The sequence below is a fragment of the Pseudoalteromonas peptidolytica genome (genome assembly GCF_012641745.1).
Lineage (GTDB): Bacteria > Pseudomonadota > Gammaproteobacteria > Enterobacterales > Alteromonadaceae > Pseudoalteromonas > Pseudoalteromonas peptidolytica.
Genome location: NZ_WEHZ01000021.1, coordinates 37,731 through 55,794 on the forward strand (window position 1 = coordinate 37,731; position 18,064 = coordinate 55,794).

Genomic DNA, 18,064 nt, shown 5'->3' on the forward strand with positions numbered 1-18,064 from the left:
CATGAAAAAAATTTTGTTGAGCTTTTTGTTACTACAAAGCAGTGGCGGTGTGATAGCCAATACAAATGCAGATACCGAGGACTGGATCGTTGATGGCGTGTTTACGCAAGGTATTGAAGGCCCCGCGGTTGACAGCGCAGGAGTGTTGTATGCGGTGAACTATCAACAACAAGGAAGTATTGGCAAGGTAACGGCAAAGGGTCAAGTAGAAACGCTACTGACATTCAAAAATGGCTCTATTGGTAATGGTATTCGTTTTGATAAAGAAGGGAACATGTATATTGCTGATTACATCAACCACAATATTCTGAAAGTCACCAGTAGCGCGCTCAAACAAGGCGGTGATTTATCAGAATTTGTGAGTGTATTTGCACACCATGATGGCATGAACCAACCGAATGATCTTGCGATTATGGATAATGGCATTCTGTTTGCCAGTGATCCAAACTGGCAAGCCAGCAGCGGGAATTTATGGCGTATAAACACGACAGGAGAAGTAACTTTACTCGAAGCGGGTATGGGGACGACCAATGGCATAGAAGTCAGTCCTGATAATAAAACCCTATACGTGAACGAAAGCGTGCAACGCAAAGTGTGGCGCTATGATATAGATGAACAAGGCGATATCAGTAACAAGAAACTATTGATTACGTTTAATGATTTTGGTTTGGATGGCATGCGTGCAGATAACCAAGGCAATCTCTACATTGCTCGTTACGGTGCAGGTGTTATTGCTGTAGTCTCACCAGAGGGTGAATTACTTAAAGAAATTAAATTGACAGGCAAACACCCAACCAATGTTGCTTTTGGCGGTAACAATGGCAAGCGTTTATTTATTACGATGCAAAAACGCGGTGCCATTGAGATGGTCGAAGTTGAGTTTGCAGGTCGTGGAAGGTATTAACCGAGCTTAGAGTAATAAATATCTCTCTAGCAGTCTGCACCATTGTCCACAGTGTCAAGGAATGGCAACTGCAAGGAGGATACAAAAGCAGCAAGAGAACGTATTGCCATGTTGTTTTTAACGCTTCCTTATGAATGTAATACCATCGCCCACTACTTAACGCGGCGTTATAACTTTCTCGATCTCGTTTAAACCTTTATGAAATATTAGTCGACTAAGTATATTTTAAAATATAAGGAAAATATGTTGTTTACCAGGCCCCAATTCCGGCTTTTTATGATGTCGTTAGGACTTTTTACATGTTCAGTTTATGCATCAGCAAAGGATCTAAAAAATTGTGTTTTGGCACAGTATAGTCCGCAAACAGTTGCAATTTCCGGATTACCAGACCCATCTTCCAAGGGAAGCTATAAATTTAAGATAATTAAATATGGTAAGAAACCTTCAATACTCAGTTTTTCAAATCCGGAAATTGTTACTCAAAAAGTAAAACTCCCGAGATTCTTAGCGGAATATTCTCGTTCCAAAGGTTACAAAGATGATGCCTACCATAAGTTTAACAATGATACTCCCCTTGACGGTAAAATTTGGCTTCCAAATGGGAAAGGCCCATTTCCTTTAGTGTTAATTACTCACGGAAATTCTGCTCCCAGCTTTGATTATCTGGCAGAGTTATTAGCGAGCCGAGGTTATTTAGTCGTACAGGTTGAACAGACATATTTAAACGGCTTACGAGGTGAGAACGGTGCCAGAGGATGGCTATTGCTTGAACATTTGAAGTTATGGAGACAGTGGAGTTCCGATTCAACACTGCCTTTTTTTGAGAAAGTAGACATGGAGAATGTTGCACTTATAGGGATGTCTAGAGGTGGTGAAGCGGTAGCTTTGGCTACAACATTTAACCAATGGCAAACACTACCTCATAGTGATGAAGCCCTCGATTTGGGGTTTAACATTCGAGCGGTTATAGCGCTTGCGCCTATGGATGGGCAATACCTACATACAGACGGAAGTAATATCTTGAAAAATACCAATTACCTTGTCCTACAAGGCGGCCACGATGCCGATGTTTATCAATTTCTCGGTAGCCAACAATGGCAAAGAACAAGCTTTGATGACGGTGGAGACTACCTTAAGCAATTGATCTATTTTTACCGTGGAAACCACATTAACTTTAATCAAAGTATGTCTGGAAGTTTTCATTGGGGAAAAAGAGGGAATTTTGACGCTCAATTGCTGGCACCAGCTGAACAAGAAAAGCTTACTAAAGTATTTGTATCAGCTTTTCTAGAAGCATCTATATTAAAAAAGAGTGAATATCGTCAGCTTTTTAAACAGCTACCACTGGCCGAATTTGATTTACCTAAAGATATCTACATCAGTCGCTATATTAACTCTGATTTCAAGGTTATTGAGGATTTTGAGGATAGCTCTATCAAGGTAAAGTTATCGCGGGTAAATCGAGACAATAAGCAAACTTTTCTACCAGCATCGATTGAACCAGAACGTTTGAGGTATGGCGTAGATACTCTAAATCGAGTGCTAAGAGTAAACCTGGCAAAAGGCGTAGAAACGCATGTGAAAATACAACTACCTTCCCAAATGATAAATAGTCAGAGCAATCATCAGTACTTAAATTTTCAATTTTCAATAGCGCGCGCAGACATTTCTACGCAACAACAGTGCGAACCTTACAACTTATTCTCTGAGACTAAAGTCGAAGTGCTACAAGATTCTTTTTTGGTTGAGTCTATTTCTTTGGGTTCCATGGGAACTGTTAGTCCTTTATTGCTTTCCGACTTCTCAGAACTAGAACAAGGAGGTATTCAATACGCACAAACAGAACCTGTTTTACAGACATTTTCCGTTCCGGTTAAAGTTGAGAATATCGCTGATGGTGCAACAGAGCTGGCTATCATTTTTAAACCATCACACAACGTGACAATTATTCTCGATGATTTTGGAGTTACAGGTGGCATACATTAGCACAGCTATTAATAAATGTTGCAGTCTCTATAGATAGGAATGTAACTCCACCCAATTTAGTACAGCTCTTTCGTAGAATTTTATGCTGCCTCAAGGTAACCAATTGGTGTCATATCACCAAGTGAATCATGAGGCCACTCATAATTATAAATACTTAACCACTCATCTATGATTTCACGTACTTCTTGCAGTGATTCAAACAAGTATAAATCTAGCACTTCTTCACGGTAACTTCGGTTAAACCTCTCCACAAAGCCATTTTGATAAGGGCTACTAGGTTTTATAAACTCAAGTTTAATACAGTTTTCCGTCGCCCACGTTTCCAGCATAGTCGAAGTAAATTCTGGGCCATTATCTACTCTAATTTCGCATTGGTGCCAGAGTAACTGCTTGTGCGATGTGCGAGTGGCAAAATAAAGGTAAACTTAGCTCCGCCAAGTTCAGTTGAGCAACCAACATGACAGCTACCCTTATGCCAAGTGGCAATCTTGCGTACAATTGCAAGGCCAAGTCCATACCCTCCACCGCCTTTGCTACGGCTTGCATCAAGTCTAGAAAAGGGCACAAATACGGATTCCCACTGTGATTTTGGGATCCCATTACCATCATCTTCGACCTGAATATAGGCATATTTTTTGTCACTTTCGGTACGGATCATGATGGCTGAGTTGCCGTACTTGTCTGCGTTTTGCACAATATTCTGGATAGCGCGAGATAAATAATGTGGGTTGGCTAGGAGGATAATTTCATCGCAGCTGCCTTGAAAGGAAACCTGTTTATCAGTGAGTTTACTTAGCTTGCTTATTTGGTCTTGAACTAACTCATTAAGGCTAAGCGGGATCAGCTCCAGCTTTTTTACTTCAAATTCTAGCCGCGCATAGGCCAGCATTTCATCTATCATGGCCTCCATTTCCAACACATCATCAGCCATATCATTGCCTTGCTCTCGACTGTTTTCAGGTAGCATTGCAAGAGCAAATTTAAGTCTAGCCAAAGGGGTACGCAGATCATGAGACACAGCGTTGACTAATAGCTTTTGATTGTCAATCAGTCGTGCCACTTGCGATGCTAAGTGGTAGATTTGCTCTGTAAGATTAGAGATAGCAGAGAATCTAGAGCGTCGCGTCGTTTTAGGCACCTGACCTTGAGCGAGGCATTCGGTAATATAGCGAAGTTGTAAAAGGTCAAGCCAGAGCGGCCTTATCCACAACATGAGTAAAAAGGCCAATACAGCATAAGAGAGTAGCTTGATAAGCCATTGCTTGTTGGTCGCAGAGGTTGCAGGGGCGAGCGGCCCTAGTTGCAGCAATAAAGTTGACTCTGGTATTTTGAAAGTCAGCCAAGCACTGCCGGTATCATCAAAACTCGTTAATATACCACCCTGTTTTAGGGTACTAGCTTGTTCTGGCAACCAAGCCACATCATCCATATCGAGTATTTTTATGGTGTCTGACTCTTTGGGTAAGCTATTTGGAGAAATACTGGACTTCAGTGTGTGTGCTATGGTTTTTGCATGGCGCAACTCGTCAGGTGCAGAATGCACCCAATGCGTCCAAATTGCTTCACTTACTTGGTTAATAATAACAATGCTGGTAAACACAGCTACATATAAGCTGAGTAATAGCTTTAACACAGATAAACTAATCCCAAGCAGACTTTGAACAAAGGTAACCTTTACCCCAAACGGTAATGAGTCGAGCCGGTTGCTCTAAGTTGTCACCGAGTTTTTTACGCAGACGGCTAATACGTACGTCTACACTTCTATCCAAGCCATCGTATTCACGTCCAACTACATGTTTGTAAATGTAATCACGGCTGAGGGTTTCTCCAGCATGACCTGCGAGTGTCTTCAATAAGTCAAATTCATAACTGGTGAGCTCTACTTCATGATTGGATAAATAGACTTTTCTGTCTGATTTATTGATCCGTAACTTGCCAAGCACGATAGAGTCTGATTGTACTTGTTCACTTTGTGTGCGCCTTAATAGGGCGTTTAGCCGAGCCAGCAATACATAGGGTTCTACGGGTTTAATAATATAATCATCGGCACCAATTTCTAGCCCTTTGACATGATCAAAGTCACTATCTTTGGCAGTTAAAAATAAAATCGGCCCTTTAAACTCACTTCGAGCCGCTTTACAAATGGAGAAACCATCAAGTCCGGGCAACATGATATCAAGAATAAGAATATCGGGCTTTTCGGCTTCAATCGCTTTTATCGCATTGATGCCATTGTGCAATTGTACGACTTCAAAGCCGTTGTGAATAAGAAACTTTGCGGTTAACTCTGCAAGCTTAACATCATCTTCAACTAGTAATACTTTCGCCATTAAAACACACTCCAGTCGCTTCTCAGTTTGCGTCGATATTGCTGGTTGACGCTTGTGTGTAGTTCGATAGTTTGTTTCGCAATCATGTTATTTTTAGCATCCCTCAAGCTAAAAATCATGGATTTTGATAGCGAGATGGTCTGTGTTGATTTTGCCTCAGCAGTTTGCTCCCAACATTGTAGTTTTTGTTCTTCTTGAAATAAGCACAAATCTCTTTGGAAGGGAGATTGCCACGCTATTTTTGCGGTCATTTCACAGCGTTGTCCTGCTTGCTTTACCATACAAGTAATGGGTTTAATTTCAAAGTTAACTTCATTGCTAGGTGTGGTTGAAGCGGTGCTAGAAGCACTAAATATTATAATTATTATTAAGTACAACCTAAAATTCATATTTTCCCCCGACAAAGACTGTCGCGGTATAGCTATCCTCGACTATCGGGCTATCTGTCATAACAGTGTCAAGCTGTTGATATTTCGCGTTAAATTTGAAAGTCCACGATTTGCTTATTGGGTATGAATAAGCAAAACTCAAATAGGGCTGGTAACTTGAGCTACCTTCATACCACAAGGCTGAGTTAAGGGTGTCGGCTTTATTAATACCATAGTAGTAATCGATTAATTGTCTACTTTTCCATTTTAGCCCTGCTTTGATGAGTGCATGGGCATTTGGCGTATTATTGAAGCGGAATCGGTAACTTATACCTATATCCGCATTATAACCTTGATATGTGTTGGTGATGTCGCTCAGCCATGATGCTGTTACTTTGACATTATCATTGATAATCCAATGTGCTAGCACTCCCCCATCAACTGCCCATTTCCTTGACTTAATATCATCAAGTGAGATGACACGTTGCTCCGCGAGAAACTCACCTCCAGGTAATTCAGCACTGGCATCTAACAAACTTTTTTGTACAAAAATATTACTCGGGTGGAATTTCTCAAAATACGCTTGTTCTGTGTTAAATGTGCCAATTAAGCTGATGTCAAATTGGTCGTGATAGTAGAGTGTATAGCCTAATGTTCCATTATCTAAAAATAGATTCTCGCCGTAATAGCTGATATAAGGCACTGCAATCAAAGGTATGTTATCACCGCCATGTAGTGGGTTGGTGATCACCCCGCCACCGAGTGCGACACCAAAACGCCATTGGCCAATAGCTGTACATTCGCTGTCATTGGCGTCACATGGCACTGTATTGGCACTTACCTTGGCGGCGAGCAGCAAAGTTAAGGCCACTAGTAACTTTTTCAATGTGAAACTCCAGTTTGAGTGATACAAATTTGTTTCGTTAGCTGATCTATTTTGATGACAGAAAGCTGTGTTGATAACACCACTGTCGCATTTTGTTATCACCAAGCCATTTGTGTCCATGTTGGTGACGTTAAATAAAAAGCGTTAATGCCGTCAGTGTTTGATTTCCTCAACTTGAGTCAGTATTAAAACAAAATGGTAGTCGTTTGTTGGCGGTGAGTGGTCAGCCTGCCCTAATGTGTAATTTACCAGTCGCGGTACAAATTACCAGAAAGGGTAACATTAAATAACAAAACAAACGCTGATGATAACAGAAATGCCGGCGTAAAAGTTTAGGCTTAATTGACGCTTAACTTTCAAGGATAACATTATGAATTACAAAATTTGGTTGAGCTTGCCACTTGCTGCAGGTTTGAGTGCATGTGGTGGTAGCAGCAACAATGAAGAGAATAAGACGTTGCCAGCGCTCAATGCGCTAAATAACAGTACAGCACCGCTACAAGCATCTTCTGCAGCGCAATTTAGTCAGTTTGTTAAAAATGGTATTTTTATCGCAAGTGGAGGGGGGAAAAACGGTGAAGACGTGTCGGAAAACCCAGCCGCTACTACCGTAACAACGCCATACTCTGGGACAAACCAGCTTGTGGATGGTGTATCACAAAGCGACCGGATCAAGTTTGACGGGCGCTATTTGTATATTGCTGGGACGACGGAGGTTGCCTACGAGGGGGACAGCAGTAAAACCTTCGTTAGAGTGTTAGATACTGTGGCTGACGAAGTGCCATTGCAAGTGAATGAACTTATTGTGTCGGACTCAGCGTTTGCTAGCCAAAACCTCTATTTACAGGAGCACCAGTTAATCAGTGTATTGATGGACTATGATTACGGCTTCGCAGACGACATATCGATACAGTCAATCCAGCCACAAGTAGATTATCAAGGTTTTATAGAGCTGGCTTTCAGTGACGTATCCATGCCCGAACAAGCCGCCGTCGAGAAACGCTTTCGGATGGATGGCTCACTAGTTGGTAGTCGCCTAATAGGTGATACTCTGTATGTAATAGCTGAACATACATTGAGTTACAGTGGATATACGGACAATGACAGATTAGCAAGCTATAACCAACTAATGGATATGGATGTCAACGCACTGCTCCCTGCCTTTAAAAACCTACAAACAAACACAGAAGCGCCATTAGTCGCAGCAGATAGTTGCTATCTGCCTGCAGATGCAACGGCATTAGATGGCTACCATGGCTTAACGACCATAACCCAAGTAAATATCCACACTCCTGATGACTTTAAAACAACATGCGTAAGCACCCGAACCGCGGGCTTTTATATGTCAGCGACGACGCTATATCTGTATAACTACACATTCGCCGATAACACTGATGAGGTCAACACCGCGATTTGGCAACCTCATGGTTTAGTATTACACCAATTGACACTAAATAATGAAGGGGTAACTTATCAAGCGACAGGAGAGGTTGAAGGTCAGCTCGCACAGGTGAGTAGTAACATGGCAGCAACGCGATTTGATGAACAAGACGGTATGCTCAGAGTGTTCACAAGTAAATATGACACTAGCATGGGAAATAGCCACAAGCTGCATATTCTAAAACCAGAGGGCAACACACTGGTGACAGTTGCCACTTTACCAAATGATAAATATCCCACCCCTATTGGTAAAGTGAACCCACAAACCAATCAAGTAGATGAAGATGTGTACGCCGTGCGGTATTTTGGCGATACTGCCTATGTTGTTACTTTTAGGCAAATAGACCCTCTATATGTCTTAGATTTATCCGATGTTACAGAGCCTAAAATGGTTGGCAGCCTAGAAGTACCCGGTTTTTCCTCATACCTACACCCAGTTGGTGAAGGCTTATTGCTTGGCGTTGGGCAACATGTAACGGAGCCAAACTCTGAAGTTGCTTCAGGTACACAAGTGAGTTTATTTGATGTGGCTGATCCGGCGGCACCTAAGCTGTTAAAAGCACATATCTTTGAAGGGGGATTTACGCCACTGGAGTATGATTATCGTACGCTGGCGATGCTAAAAGACAATGACTCAGTGACGCGATTTACGTTACCTATTGTGTATTGGACTACCGAACAAGAGAGTGACGCTAGCTCCACTTGGTATACTGCTAATGACTTGGCTGCATTTGAAGTAGTGCAAGGAGTGGACTCCACGTTGACCTACCGTGGTAGCAGCCGAGCAGCGCTCACCTTGCCTATTAGTAATGATAAAGTGCTGGGATATACCGAGGCGGATAGGGGGCTTATCCAAGGCGATAAACTTTTGTACATACATGGCAACTATGTGTGGCAAAGCGATTGGTTAACACCTCAAAATAACACCGGCCCACATTAGAGCAGATGGTTACCGTTTGAACTCTTAACGTCGTTTTAGGGGGACTTCACAGTCTTGTTGTACATGGTTTTGTTGTTTAGCGGTGAACTGTAGCACCGCAGCCTACCGTTTCAGTAAGAGCGTTACATTTGCTGAGTCTGTATCGATAAAATCATGATTTTAGCCCCACCTAATGTGGGGCTTTTTTGTAATTACCGTGGCCTAAACTACAGTATTTACTTTAAAATTGGTACTTGGCACCAATGAACGCAAAGCGTCCAACACCAGAACCATAAGCACTATCAAAGTTACCTCTACCACCGACAATAAACGGTCCCTTTTCATCGAATAGATTGTTGATACCACCATAAATCGATAAAGAGCGATCGTTATTCAAATCCATGCTGTAGTTTACACTGATACTATGGGTGACAACCGATGGCAGTGAACCTTGCCACAGTGGCTCAGGGTTACTGATGCAGCTTGACTCTCCAGCGTCACAACGGGCATCATTTTTCGTCATTGCAGCTTGCCAATCTTCATATCGAGAGCGACTTGCTTCCACAGCACCTTTGTACTTTGTACTCCAGCGCACACGCCAGTCATTTTTGTACCAAGTCAGTGCAATCGCGCCTTTGTCTTCAAAAATGTCGTCGCCTAAGTAGCCTTCGTATAAATCCTCATATTGGCCATCAGGACCCGTACTGGTGATTGAATACTCGATGACGTGCGTCCAATCCGCTTTAACCTTAAAGCGGCCATATTCACTGGCATCGTACAGATACTCCATGGCAATATCGTAACCTTTGGTGCGAATTTCATCAGTGTTAATAACGCGCTGATTTACTTCAAAGACCTGCCCTTCTTCATCACGCTTGATGTCGCGACAAAATTCATTTTCGCTGCCATATTCCATGGATGAGGCATAACAGAATTTGATGATATCTTCGTTGCCCAGCGCCGTAACTGCGTCATCGATTTGAATATCATAATAGTCTAACGCCATTCTAAGGTTGGGAATAAACGAAGGGGCAAGGGACAAGCCAAGCGTAATTGTATCAGCTGTTTCTTCAAACAACTCACTATTCCCTGAGTTTGGAGAATAGCCATTATTCTCATCTTCAAACTTCCCTTCTGCAGCAATGGTAGCGAGGATCCCTGCCTCTTTTCTACAGTTATCATGGCCCGGTTCCATTGAGGTGGCAGTAACGCCATCGCAAACATCATCAAAGCTATTATAATCACCACGAGGAGGAGACATTAGCTCTGTGATAGTAGGTGCTCTCATCGCTCTGGCCCAATTGGCCCGGATTGAGTAACCTTCAATTGGCTCGTAGATAAATCCAGCTTTATAACTTTGGATAAGCCCTGTATTTGCCCAGCTGTAATCGGCAATACGAGCTGACACTTCTGCACTGAGAGACTTAGCCAAGGGGGCATCTTTTAGTAACGGCAACGAAAGCTCAGCAAAAGCTTCTCGTACGCTCACATCACCATCAAAAGTAGGTACGTAGTTGAAGGTTACACCGCCATTAGGCACATTGGTAGCGACACTCTGACTGTCTTTTCTATATTCGAAACCAAAAGCAGAGCCTACAGCGCCTGCTGGGAGCTCAAATAAATCGCCGGTGATGAAACCAGATACGGTAACTTGATCGATATCTGTGGTTATGGATGGATTAGCTCGAATATAATTAGCGGCTTCTGCTGTGATTGACCCTTCACCAAATAAGTTGATTGGTACACAACCTTGGCCTCGAGCTTGTTCGTCTTTACACTGAATGGTGCCGTCCGCTAGACGCTCGGCGTTGAGTGCTTGTTTGACACGTGCAACAAAAATCTCGTTACTACGGTTTTGCTCCTGTTTGAACTTGCCATAACCTACGGAGACATCCCACTCCCAGTCATCCCACAGGTAGCCGCGTAATCCACCCCATGTCCTAATCGTCGTTCTTTCATTGTCGTTTATGATATTTCCCACTTCTGAGAACAGTCGATCCCATTTTACGCCTTTTGAACTTGCTTCTGCGCGGATAGCGTCAGGCATATAGGGATTATCATAGGGGATACGGCCCATACAATCTGAGCCAAATTGATTGTTTGCAGGATCGTATGTAACTATCGCATCGCACTCATCTTCACTTTCTGGTGATTTGACATTGCGTGAGGTGTTGCGGCTGTATTGTAATTGGAAGTAGGCTTCTACTTCATTGTCAAACTCATACTCAGTTTTTACTGCCGCAGAAATATCTTTATCTGGCACTTTTAACATCGTAAATTGGTTGAAGTTAATGCCGTGGCGTTCTTCTTGCCAATCGTTTCTTAACGTAGTGCCATCGTACCAAAAACCGGCGTCGGGTTTAAAGCTGCTCGACTCGTCAAAGACGCCACCAGGGATAGAATCGCTGAGGCTAGTCCATTGTGATTTGTCGATGTCTCGCATACATTGATAGGCTGTTTTTGTGTCGGGATCGTAAGTTGCTGTTAGCATCACGTTGCACATACGCTCTTCATCGTAGTCCCAGCTGTCTTGCTGTTGGGCACGTTTTCTATCCCAGTAACTTAAGCCTTTTTCTTCATCATACGTGGCACTGAAAAAGAAGTAGCCCTTACCATTGTCGTAGCTGGTACCGTAGTCTGCGCTTATTGTGTATTCTGCTGCGCCACCTTGTGTACTTTCTCCTCCACGAGCATGGAAAGTTGCCCCTTCTTTATCTTGTTGCGTAATGATATTTACCACCCCAGCGATGGCATCAGAACCATAGGCAGCTGAGGCGCCTCCGGTGATGATTTCTACTCGGTCAACCATGCCTTTAGGGATAGTTGAGAGGCTAACGTAATTGCCTGAGTAGCTATTAGAAACCACTCTGCGACCATCAATCAGGGTTAACGTGCGGCTAACCCCTAACTCTCTGAGGTCGATTGTAGAAAGTCCCGTATTTTGAACGCTACTTTGCGAGTTTCCGTTACCTGTTCCTTCGCTGACTTGCGGCATTTCTTCGAACAAAATATCCGCCAGTGAACCAAACCCAGCATCATTCAAAGACTCCGCATTCATTGTTGCAATGGGTGTTGGCACCGAAAAGCTGTCTCTTTTAATCCTCGATCCGGTGATCACTATTTTTTCAAGCGCCTGATCTTCGGCCTGAGTGTTGGTTGTCGAGCTCGTTTGCTCTACCTGTTGACGTTCAATCTGTTGCGCTTGTGCAGTTGTGGAATGACTACATGCGAGTGCGATAGATAGGGTAATGAGTTTTAATTTATTATTAGGTAACACGGTGATCCCTTTTCTAATTGTTGTTCATTGATTTAGGGTCTGCTGGGCGGGGAATGCCTTATTGTTTCACAAACAAAAGGCGATATTCTGGACCAGTGTTGCTCATTCTGACCATCCCTTTAGTACATGCAATGATACCAATATCTATTCTTTAACGTTTTTAGCTCTATTTAATATCTATTTAAAAATAAGCATTTAAAACAGATGTTTAATTAATACTTTAAGATGGATTTAAATATGAAAGTGGCATTCATCGTGTAAATTTTTTCATTTAGACACTAATTTAGGTATGATTTATTGCATACTTATTCACAGATGAAATCATGCAGCACGACACTACTTTTCAGTTATTAGGCGTAAACATCGACCCTATTGGACATAGTATGTCTAAAGATGGGAAAGTGTGTTGTGTCCAACCAAAGTTTATTGAGGTATTGTCAGTATTGGCACGTGCCTACCCCAACGTAGTAACACGTGAAGAGATCATTGCTCAAGTATGGGATGGCAATCTTTTTGTTGGTGAAAAAGCCTTGACCAATGCTGTTTGGCATTTGCGAAAAACCTTCAAAACACTGGATTGTGGCGCTGAAAATACAGAAAACGAGGTTATCGAAACCATTCGTAAGTCAGGGTATAGATTAAAAGTTCCTCCTCATTTTGAACCCGCAGCTATTAGCCCTGAGGTACAACCTAATATTGCACAGTTTATAAGTGTCAACAAAGTCATGATGTTGACAACTTTGTGTATTTTAGTCGTCACTTTAATGCTGTATTTGAACAGTGACCGTCCAAATGATGCGCTCGTTGACGTAACCGATTACCCCGGGCGAGAGTTGTTTCCAAGTATTTCTCCTAATGGGCAATTTATGGCCTTTGCATGGCGAAAGCTCGGTGGTCATGCACATCTGTATTTAAAAGACCTTACTCATCCAAACCGTCCTCCTGTTAAGCTCAGCAATGGTAACGAAAATGCGTCTGTTTCGGTGTGGGCGCGAGACAACCAAACGGTATTTTTCATTGCAAAGCAAACGGGTAAGTGTGCCATCAAATCGCTAAATACAGTGACTAAAGCACAAAAAGTGCTCGCAGATTGCCCTGTAAACACGACGACCACACTGACCTACTCGGCAGAAAAAAATCTACTTGGGTTTGTTGCGAAAAAAAGTGAAGGTAGTGGCGGGCAGGTCGTCTTACTTGACTTAACTCATCTGACCGAAACGGTCTTAGATTGCCAGTTGAACTGTCAAGATAGCTATCCTGAAAGTATTGTGATGTCACCCGATGCGTCTAAAATCGTGATCAGTCGCAACTTACCCAATGGTTTAGAAAACCTCTACCTGAAAATGCTGGACTCAGGTCGGGAGATTACGCTTCTACAAGGTCATGATGACTTACGAGGAGTGACTTGGCATCCTACTGACAATTACCTTGTGGTGTCATCTATAGAGCATGGTGCACGTAAAGCATATAAAGTGTCACTTGACGGCAAGATATTGGCCTCGCTACCATTTTCTGGGCTCAGCTACCCAAATTTCAGCGCTTCCGGAGCGCTTTATTTTCATAATTGGGAGATAGATACTTCTATTATGAAACTTGATTTAAGTGCAACTGTAGCAAGCTCCCCATTTCCAATTTTACACTCACAAGTGAGCTTTCGTTACCCTGATTACTCATCAGATTCAGAGCAGTTGCTTTTTATTTCTAATCAGTCTGGCTTTGATGAAGTGTGGATGTCTAACCTCAAAGGTGACGAGCGAGTACAGCTAACCCAATTAGAGTTACAAGCGTTGCATCCAGCATGGTCCAAAGATGGCAGCAAAGTGGTTTTTATCACTAAATCATCGCAGGGGAGTCAGCTCCAGCTACTGGATGTCGCCGACAAGCAAGTGATCCAAATAAAAACAGGTCTTGAGTATCATGGCAAGCCTAGCTGGTCCTCTGACGACAAGCATATATATGTCTCAGATGGCAAAGACATATTTCGAGTGTCAATAGAAGCACATCAAAAGCCCGTGACTAAGTTAACCGCTGGGACGACAGCGATCGAGTACAAAGATGCCTTATACATATACAAAAGTGAACAACAAGAAATGTGGAAAATGGATCTGATGTCTAAAGAACATCAGCATTTATTTACTGGGGCATATTTAGCATCAAGCGCGAGCTGGTCAGTGTCTCGTTCAGGTATCTACTACTTATCTGTTCATCGTGGTGATTTTCGCATTAGCTACTTTGACTTTGCGAGTAAACAACATAAAGACATTATCCGAGTGCCTGAGCGCAGTTTTAGCCGCAGTAGGGGACTGGAGTTTATTGAAACAAAAAACTGGCTATTGTTTACAGGCTATGAGATCCCGCAAGTCGATATAAAGCGTATTGATAGACTCTGATGTTGAGTGAAGCAACACGTTAAGGTTTTCTCGCCTCAAAAGAGACCACTTAATTAAGAACATTGGTATAAATTGAAGGAATTGAAAATGATTGAAGTTGGACAAAAACTACCTCAGGCGCAACTGAGCGAGCTCACCGCAGATGGCATGGTTAATCATGATGTCGCTACCTGCTTTGCCGGTAAAAAGGTTGTTCTTTTTGCCGTGCCAGGCGCATTTACACCTACATGCTCAGCTGCGCACCTGCCTGGTTTTGTGGTTAATGCAGATGAGTTTACCGCCAAAGGTGTGGATATTATCGCATGTGTATCAGTAAACGATGCTTTTGTGATGAAAGCGTGGGGTGAAGCACAAAATGCACAAGCCATTATGATGCTTGGCGACGGTGATGGCAGCTTCACAAAAGCAATTGGGCTGGACATGGATACCGGTGCTTTTGGTGGCCTGCGCTCGCAGCGCTACGCCATGGTGATTGAAGATGGTGTGGTGACCAGCCTGAATGTGGAACAACCAAAACAATTTGAGGTAAGCAAAGCTGAAGTTATCCTAGCTTTGCTATAGCCTATGAGTTGAGGGTAATTAATGCTTATTAACTAGCTGCTAGAAAGGCATTAGTTAAACCGAGCTCAGGTCAATTATCCGAATTTCAAGTCACTTACTCATCGTTTGGGTTGCTTAGCTGAAAAAATGCAACTTGGTCGGTGAGTAGTTTAGCTTGATTTTCCATGTGCTTTCCTGAGCGGGAAGTGGTTTCTACCAGCGTTACATTTTGTTGGGTGATGTTATCCATTTGCGCAATCGTGGTGGATACCGCAGAGATCCCATCAGCTTGCTCTTTGCCTGCATTGTCTATCTCTTCGACCATCTGACTCACATCCGCGATAGACTGCATCAGTTCCTCAAAGGTTACACCAGACTCATACACAAGCTTGCTGCCTTGTGCTACTGCATCCACACTATTTTTAATTAACGACTTAATTTCCCGCGCGGCTGATGCACTGCGCTGTGCTAAGTTTCTGACTTCACCTGCAACAACGGCAAAACCACGACCGGCCTCTCCTGCTCGTGCTGCCTCAACTGACGCATTGAGTGCCAGTAAATTAGTTTGAAAAGCAATTTCATCAATTACGCTAATAATGTCAGATATTTTCGTGCTGTAGGATTCTATTTTTCCCACCGCTGTGATGGCATCATCAATTGATACTTTTCCTGAATGCGCTTTCTCGCTAACAAATGTCGCTTTTTCGGCAGCATGACTGGCGCTATTTGCATTTTTCTTGACGGTGGCAGTGAGCTCTTCCATTGTTGCTGCGGTTTCTTCCAAGCTCGCGGCTTGGTTTTCAATTCGGCTATTTAAGTCTTCGTTATTGCTGGCAATTTGCTTTGCAACATCGAATACTTGCTCAGCGCCGCGATTGATTGTATTGACCAAATCACTCAGCTTATCAAATAAGCCATTCATAGCTTGCTGAAGTACGCTAAATTCGCCATCTAGCGGCACGGTGATACGATGCCTTAGGTCGCCTTGTTCCATCGCGAATATTGCCGCTTTAATACACTCAACAGCTTGTTTTTGAGCCGTAATATCGGTTGCATATTTGACGACTTTAAAAGGTTTCCCTTTTTGATCTAGGATAGGGTTATAAGATGCTTGGATCCAAACATGGTTACCATGCTTATCGTGCCTTAGATATTGCCCTGAGTCGAACTCGCCTCTATTAAGCTTATGCCAAAACGCTTGATACTCGGCACTGTTTGCTTGTTTAGCTGTGGCAAAAAGGCGATGATGCTTACCTTGAATTTCCTCCAGTTTGTAGTGCATGGTGTCAAGAAATAGCCCATTTGCCCATAAAATAGTTCCATCCATTGCAAACTCTATCACCGCTTGTGACTTGCGAATTGCAGCTAATTGCCCTGAAAAGTCGGCATGACTCAGCTTTTGCTTGGTTATGTCGGTCGCAAACTTGACCACTTTAAGCGGTTTACCTTGCTCGTCCAAAATTGGGTTATAGGTTGCGCTGATCCAGACCTCTTTGCCTCCTTTGGCCAAACGATGAAACTCGCCTGACTCAAACTGTCCTTGCTGAAGGCGTTGCCAAAAGGCTTTATATTCGGTGCTTTGAGCATAGTCTTCTGCAACAAATAAACGGTGGTGTTGGCCGATAACCTCTTCTTCTTTGTAACCCATAGTGGATAAAAAGTTTTGGTTGGCTTTTAAAATATTTCCCTGTAAATCAAATTCAATGACGGCTTGTGAACGATTGAACGCCGCAATTTGCCCAGCAGAATCAAAAGAAGCGAGTTTGGTAGCTGTGATGTCCGAGGCGTACTTTATAATTTTGTAAACGTCACCGCTTTCATCACGTATGGGTGTATAGGTTGCTTGTATCCAAAGTGTTTGCCCTGTTTTAGTGACGCGCTTGAATTCGCCTGATTGATGCAGCCCTTGCCGCAGAGCTTGCCAAAAAGCGATATATTGGCTACTTAAAGCCTCATTGTTATCCATGAATATTTGATGGTGTTGGCCTTGTACTTCTGTCAGCTTGTATCCAACGGCATCTAAAAAGAGTGGATTTGCGGTAATGATATTGCCGTTCGGGTCAAACTCAATAACCGCTTGAGTTTGCTCGATGGCGCTGATTTGATGCTGATATGTCGCCTCTTGAAACTTTTGCTCCGAAATATCAATAGCGTATTTAATTATTTTACTCAGCTGATTATTGGCGTTAACGATAGGGGTATAAGTGGCATGTAGCCATACCGTTTTACCGGATTTTGTTTTTCTTTTATATTCACCCTCAAAGCTTTTTGCACTGTTTAGCTGTTGTAAAAACGATTGATAGTCTTCACTTTTGGCATCGTTATCTTCAACAAACATACTGTGATGTTGATTCTGGATCTCAGCTAGCTCATAACCCAGCAAAGATAAAAACTTGTCGTTTGCGGATAAAACAGTGCCATCAACGTTAAATTCAACCATTGCAAACGAAGATGAAAGTGCTTGCAGGCTTGCTCGTGCGGTATTGATAGCGGTGCGGTAATGGCTAATATCTGTTGCAATCAACACAATCCTCCCTTGTGGTGTTTTGGAGAGCTCAAGCAGTAATGGCTTAATTACTTGCTTTGCGGTGTCGAAGGCTATTTCAACGCTAACTTGAGATTGGTTCGCCAATTGCGTAATGGCTTGCTTTAGTGCGCTTTTGTGTTTTGGGCTGCGGCAAATTTGATTGATTGAAGTAAGCTGTACATCGGGTGCATACCCCAATAGCTGCTTAAACCGATTACTGATCTCAATAGTATTTCCTTGATGATCAATCTCAAGGTACGCAGTGGTTTTTTTTATGTGCTGAAAAAGAGGAGCGTCTAGGTCATTGTCCCTTTTTGCCTTTCCTAAGCCAAACATGATCATAACAAACTTACCCATAGTAGGTTATTTAACAGTAGTAACTATAGTGTAGTTATTTAGCTGTGCCACAACATTATCGTATAAGCCAAGCTACTGGCTACTGAGTAAGTGAACCTCTTAAGCTTAACGTGCCGCTAATTACCTATACAGATAATTGG

General features: G+C 42.8%; 12 protein-coding genes and 1 pseudogene. 6 read left to right on the top strand and 7 right to left on the bottom strand.

What is annotated here, in order from left to right; all coding sequences use genetic code 11:
* Nucleotide 1 precedes the first annotated feature (1 nt).
* The 3 genes and pseudogenes from F9Y84_RS14180 (at nucleotide 2) to F9Y84_RS14185 (ending at nucleotide 2,890) form a co-directional block, all read left to right on the top strand.
* Complete coding sequence (locus F9Y84_RS14180; RefSeq protein ID WP_147389929.1) at nucleotides 2-904, top strand: SMP-30/gluconolactonase/LRE family protein; 903 nt, start codon at nucleotides 2-4, stop codon at nucleotides 902-904.
* A gap of 40 nt (nucleotides 905-944) precedes the next feature.
* Nucleotides 945-1,060, top strand: a pseudogene (locus tag F9Y84_RS22620) (IS91 family transposase); the annotation flags it as partial.
* Between the two features lie 120 nt (nucleotides 1,061-1,180).
* On the top strand, nucleotides 1,181-2,890 hold the full coding sequence (locus tag F9Y84_RS14185) for an alpha/beta hydrolase family protein (RefSeq protein ID WP_147389928.1): 1,710 nt from the start codon (nucleotides 1,181-1,183) through the stop codon (nucleotides 2,888-2,890).
* 80 nt (nucleotides 2,891-2,970) lie between these two features.
* Here the strand turns inward: F9Y84_RS14185 and F9Y84_RS14190 are convergent, their stop codons facing one another.
* The 5 genes from F9Y84_RS14190 to F9Y84_RS14210 are packed head-to-tail and all read right to left on the bottom strand — an operon-like array spanning nucleotide 2,971 to nucleotide 6,474.
* A complete protein-coding gene (locus tag F9Y84_RS14190) occupies nucleotides 2,971-3,219 on the bottom strand; it encodes an integrase core domain-containing protein (RefSeq protein ID WP_147389927.1) in 249 nt (82 codons plus the stop codon).
* 26 nt (nucleotides 3,220-3,245) lie between these two features.
* On the bottom strand, nucleotides 3,246-4,523 hold the full coding sequence (locus F9Y84_RS14195) for an ATP-binding protein (protein WP_147389926.1): 1,278 nt from the start codon (nucleotides 4,521-4,523) through the stop codon (nucleotides 3,246-3,248).
* Between the two features lie 7 nt (nucleotides 4,524-4,530).
* The gene (locus F9Y84_RS14200; RefSeq protein ID WP_147389925.1) at nucleotides 4,531-5,220 is read right to left on the bottom strand and encodes a response regulator; all 690 of its coding nucleotides are present in this window, start codon (nucleotides 5,218-5,220) and stop codon (nucleotides 4,531-4,533) included.
* Nucleotides 5,220-5,609 (bottom strand): DUF3019 domain-containing protein, encoded by a 390-nt coding sequence (locus tag F9Y84_RS14205; protein ID WP_147389924.1) that lies wholly within the window; start codon nucleotides 5,607-5,609, stop codon nucleotides 5,220-5,222. Before F9Y84_RS14205 ends, F9Y84_RS14200 begins: the two co-directional genes overlap by 1 nt.
* Nucleotides 5,599-6,474: a MipA/OmpV family protein gene (locus F9Y84_RS14210; RefSeq protein WP_211091642.1), complete on the bottom strand. Its 876-nt coding sequence runs from the start codon at nucleotides 6,472-6,474 to the stop codon at nucleotides 5,599-5,601. Before F9Y84_RS14210 ends, F9Y84_RS14205 begins: the two co-directional genes overlap by 11 nt.
* A 370-nt stretch (nucleotides 6,475-6,844) precedes the next feature.
* Between F9Y84_RS14210 and F9Y84_RS14215 the strand changes: the two genes are divergently transcribed.
* Nucleotides 6,845-8,854 carry a beta-propeller domain-containing protein gene (locus tag F9Y84_RS14215; protein WP_147389923.1) on the top strand — a complete coding sequence of 670 codons (2,010 nt, stop codon included), beginning with the start codon at nucleotides 6,845-6,847 and terminating at the stop codon, nucleotides 8,852-8,854.
* Nucleotides 8,855-9,074: 220 nt separating this feature from the next.
* On the opposite strand, the gene F9Y84_RS22535 is transcribed toward F9Y84_RS14215, so the two are convergent.
* Complete coding sequence (locus F9Y84_RS22535) at nucleotides 9,075-12,110, bottom strand: TonB-dependent receptor domain-containing protein (RefSeq protein ID WP_147389922.1); 3,036 nt, start codon at nucleotides 12,108-12,110, stop codon at nucleotides 9,075-9,077.
* A 323-nt stretch (nucleotides 12,111-12,433) separates the two neighbouring features.
* Here F9Y84_RS22535 and F9Y84_RS14225 point away from each other — a divergent pair, with 323 nt between their 5' ends.
* Nucleotides 12,434-14,500 carry a winged helix-turn-helix domain-containing protein gene (locus F9Y84_RS14225; RefSeq protein ID WP_147389921.1) on the top strand — a complete coding sequence of 689 codons (2,067 nt, stop codon included), beginning with the start codon at nucleotides 12,434-12,436 and terminating at the stop codon, nucleotides 14,498-14,500.
* Nucleotides 14,501-14,587: 87 nt separating this feature from the next.
* Nucleotides 14,588-15,061, top strand: a complete 474-nt coding sequence (locus tag F9Y84_RS14230; protein ID WP_128732424.1) for a peroxiredoxin — start codon at nucleotides 14,588-14,590, stop codon at nucleotides 15,059-15,061.
* Nucleotides 15,062-15,155: 94 nt separating this feature from the next.
* Here F9Y84_RS14230 and F9Y84_RS14235 read toward each other — a convergent pair whose 3' ends face one another.
* A complete protein-coding gene (locus tag F9Y84_RS14235) occupies nucleotides 15,156-17,924 on the bottom strand; it encodes a methyl-accepting chemotaxis protein (RefSeq protein WP_225740832.1) in 2,769 nt (922 codons plus the stop codon).
* Nucleotides 17,925-18,064: the final 140 nt, after the last annotated feature.

Bases quoted from the DNA above. Each gene is read 5' to 3' on its own strand.
- F9Y84_RS14235 (WP_225740832.1), bottom strand. From the start codon at position 17,924: ATGGGTAAGTTTGTTATGATCATGTTTGGCTTAGGAAAGGCAAAAAGG.
- F9Y84_RS14215 (WP_147389923.1), top strand. From the start codon at position 6,845: ATGAATTACAAAATTTGGTTGAGCTTGCCACTTGCTGCAGGTTTGAGT.
- F9Y84_RS14225 (WP_147389921.1), top strand. From the start codon at position 12,434: ATGCAGCACGACACTACTTTTCAGTTATTAGGCGTAAACATCGACCCT.
- F9Y84_RS14180 (WP_147389929.1), top strand. From the start codon at position 2: ATGAAAAAAATTTTGTTGAGCTTTTTGTTACTACAAAGCAGTGGCGGT.
- F9Y84_RS14230 (WP_128732424.1), top strand. From the start codon at position 14,588: ATGATTGAAGTTGGACAAAAACTACCTCAGGCGCAACTGAGCGAGCTC.
- F9Y84_RS14200 (WP_147389925.1), bottom strand. From the start codon at position 5,220: ATGGCGAAAGTATTACTAGTTGAAGATGATGTTAAGCTTGCAGAGTTA.
- F9Y84_RS14205 (WP_147389924.1), bottom strand. From the start codon at position 5,609: ATGAATTTTAGGTTGTACTTAATAATAATTATAATATTTAGTGCTTCT.
- F9Y84_RS14190 (WP_147389927.1), bottom strand. From the start codon at position 3,219: ATGCTGGAAACGTGGGCGACGGAAAACTGTATTAAACTTGAGTTTATA.
- F9Y84_RS14185 (WP_147389928.1), top strand. From the start codon at position 1,181: ATGATGTCGTTAGGACTTTTTACATGTTCAGTTTATGCATCAGCAAAG.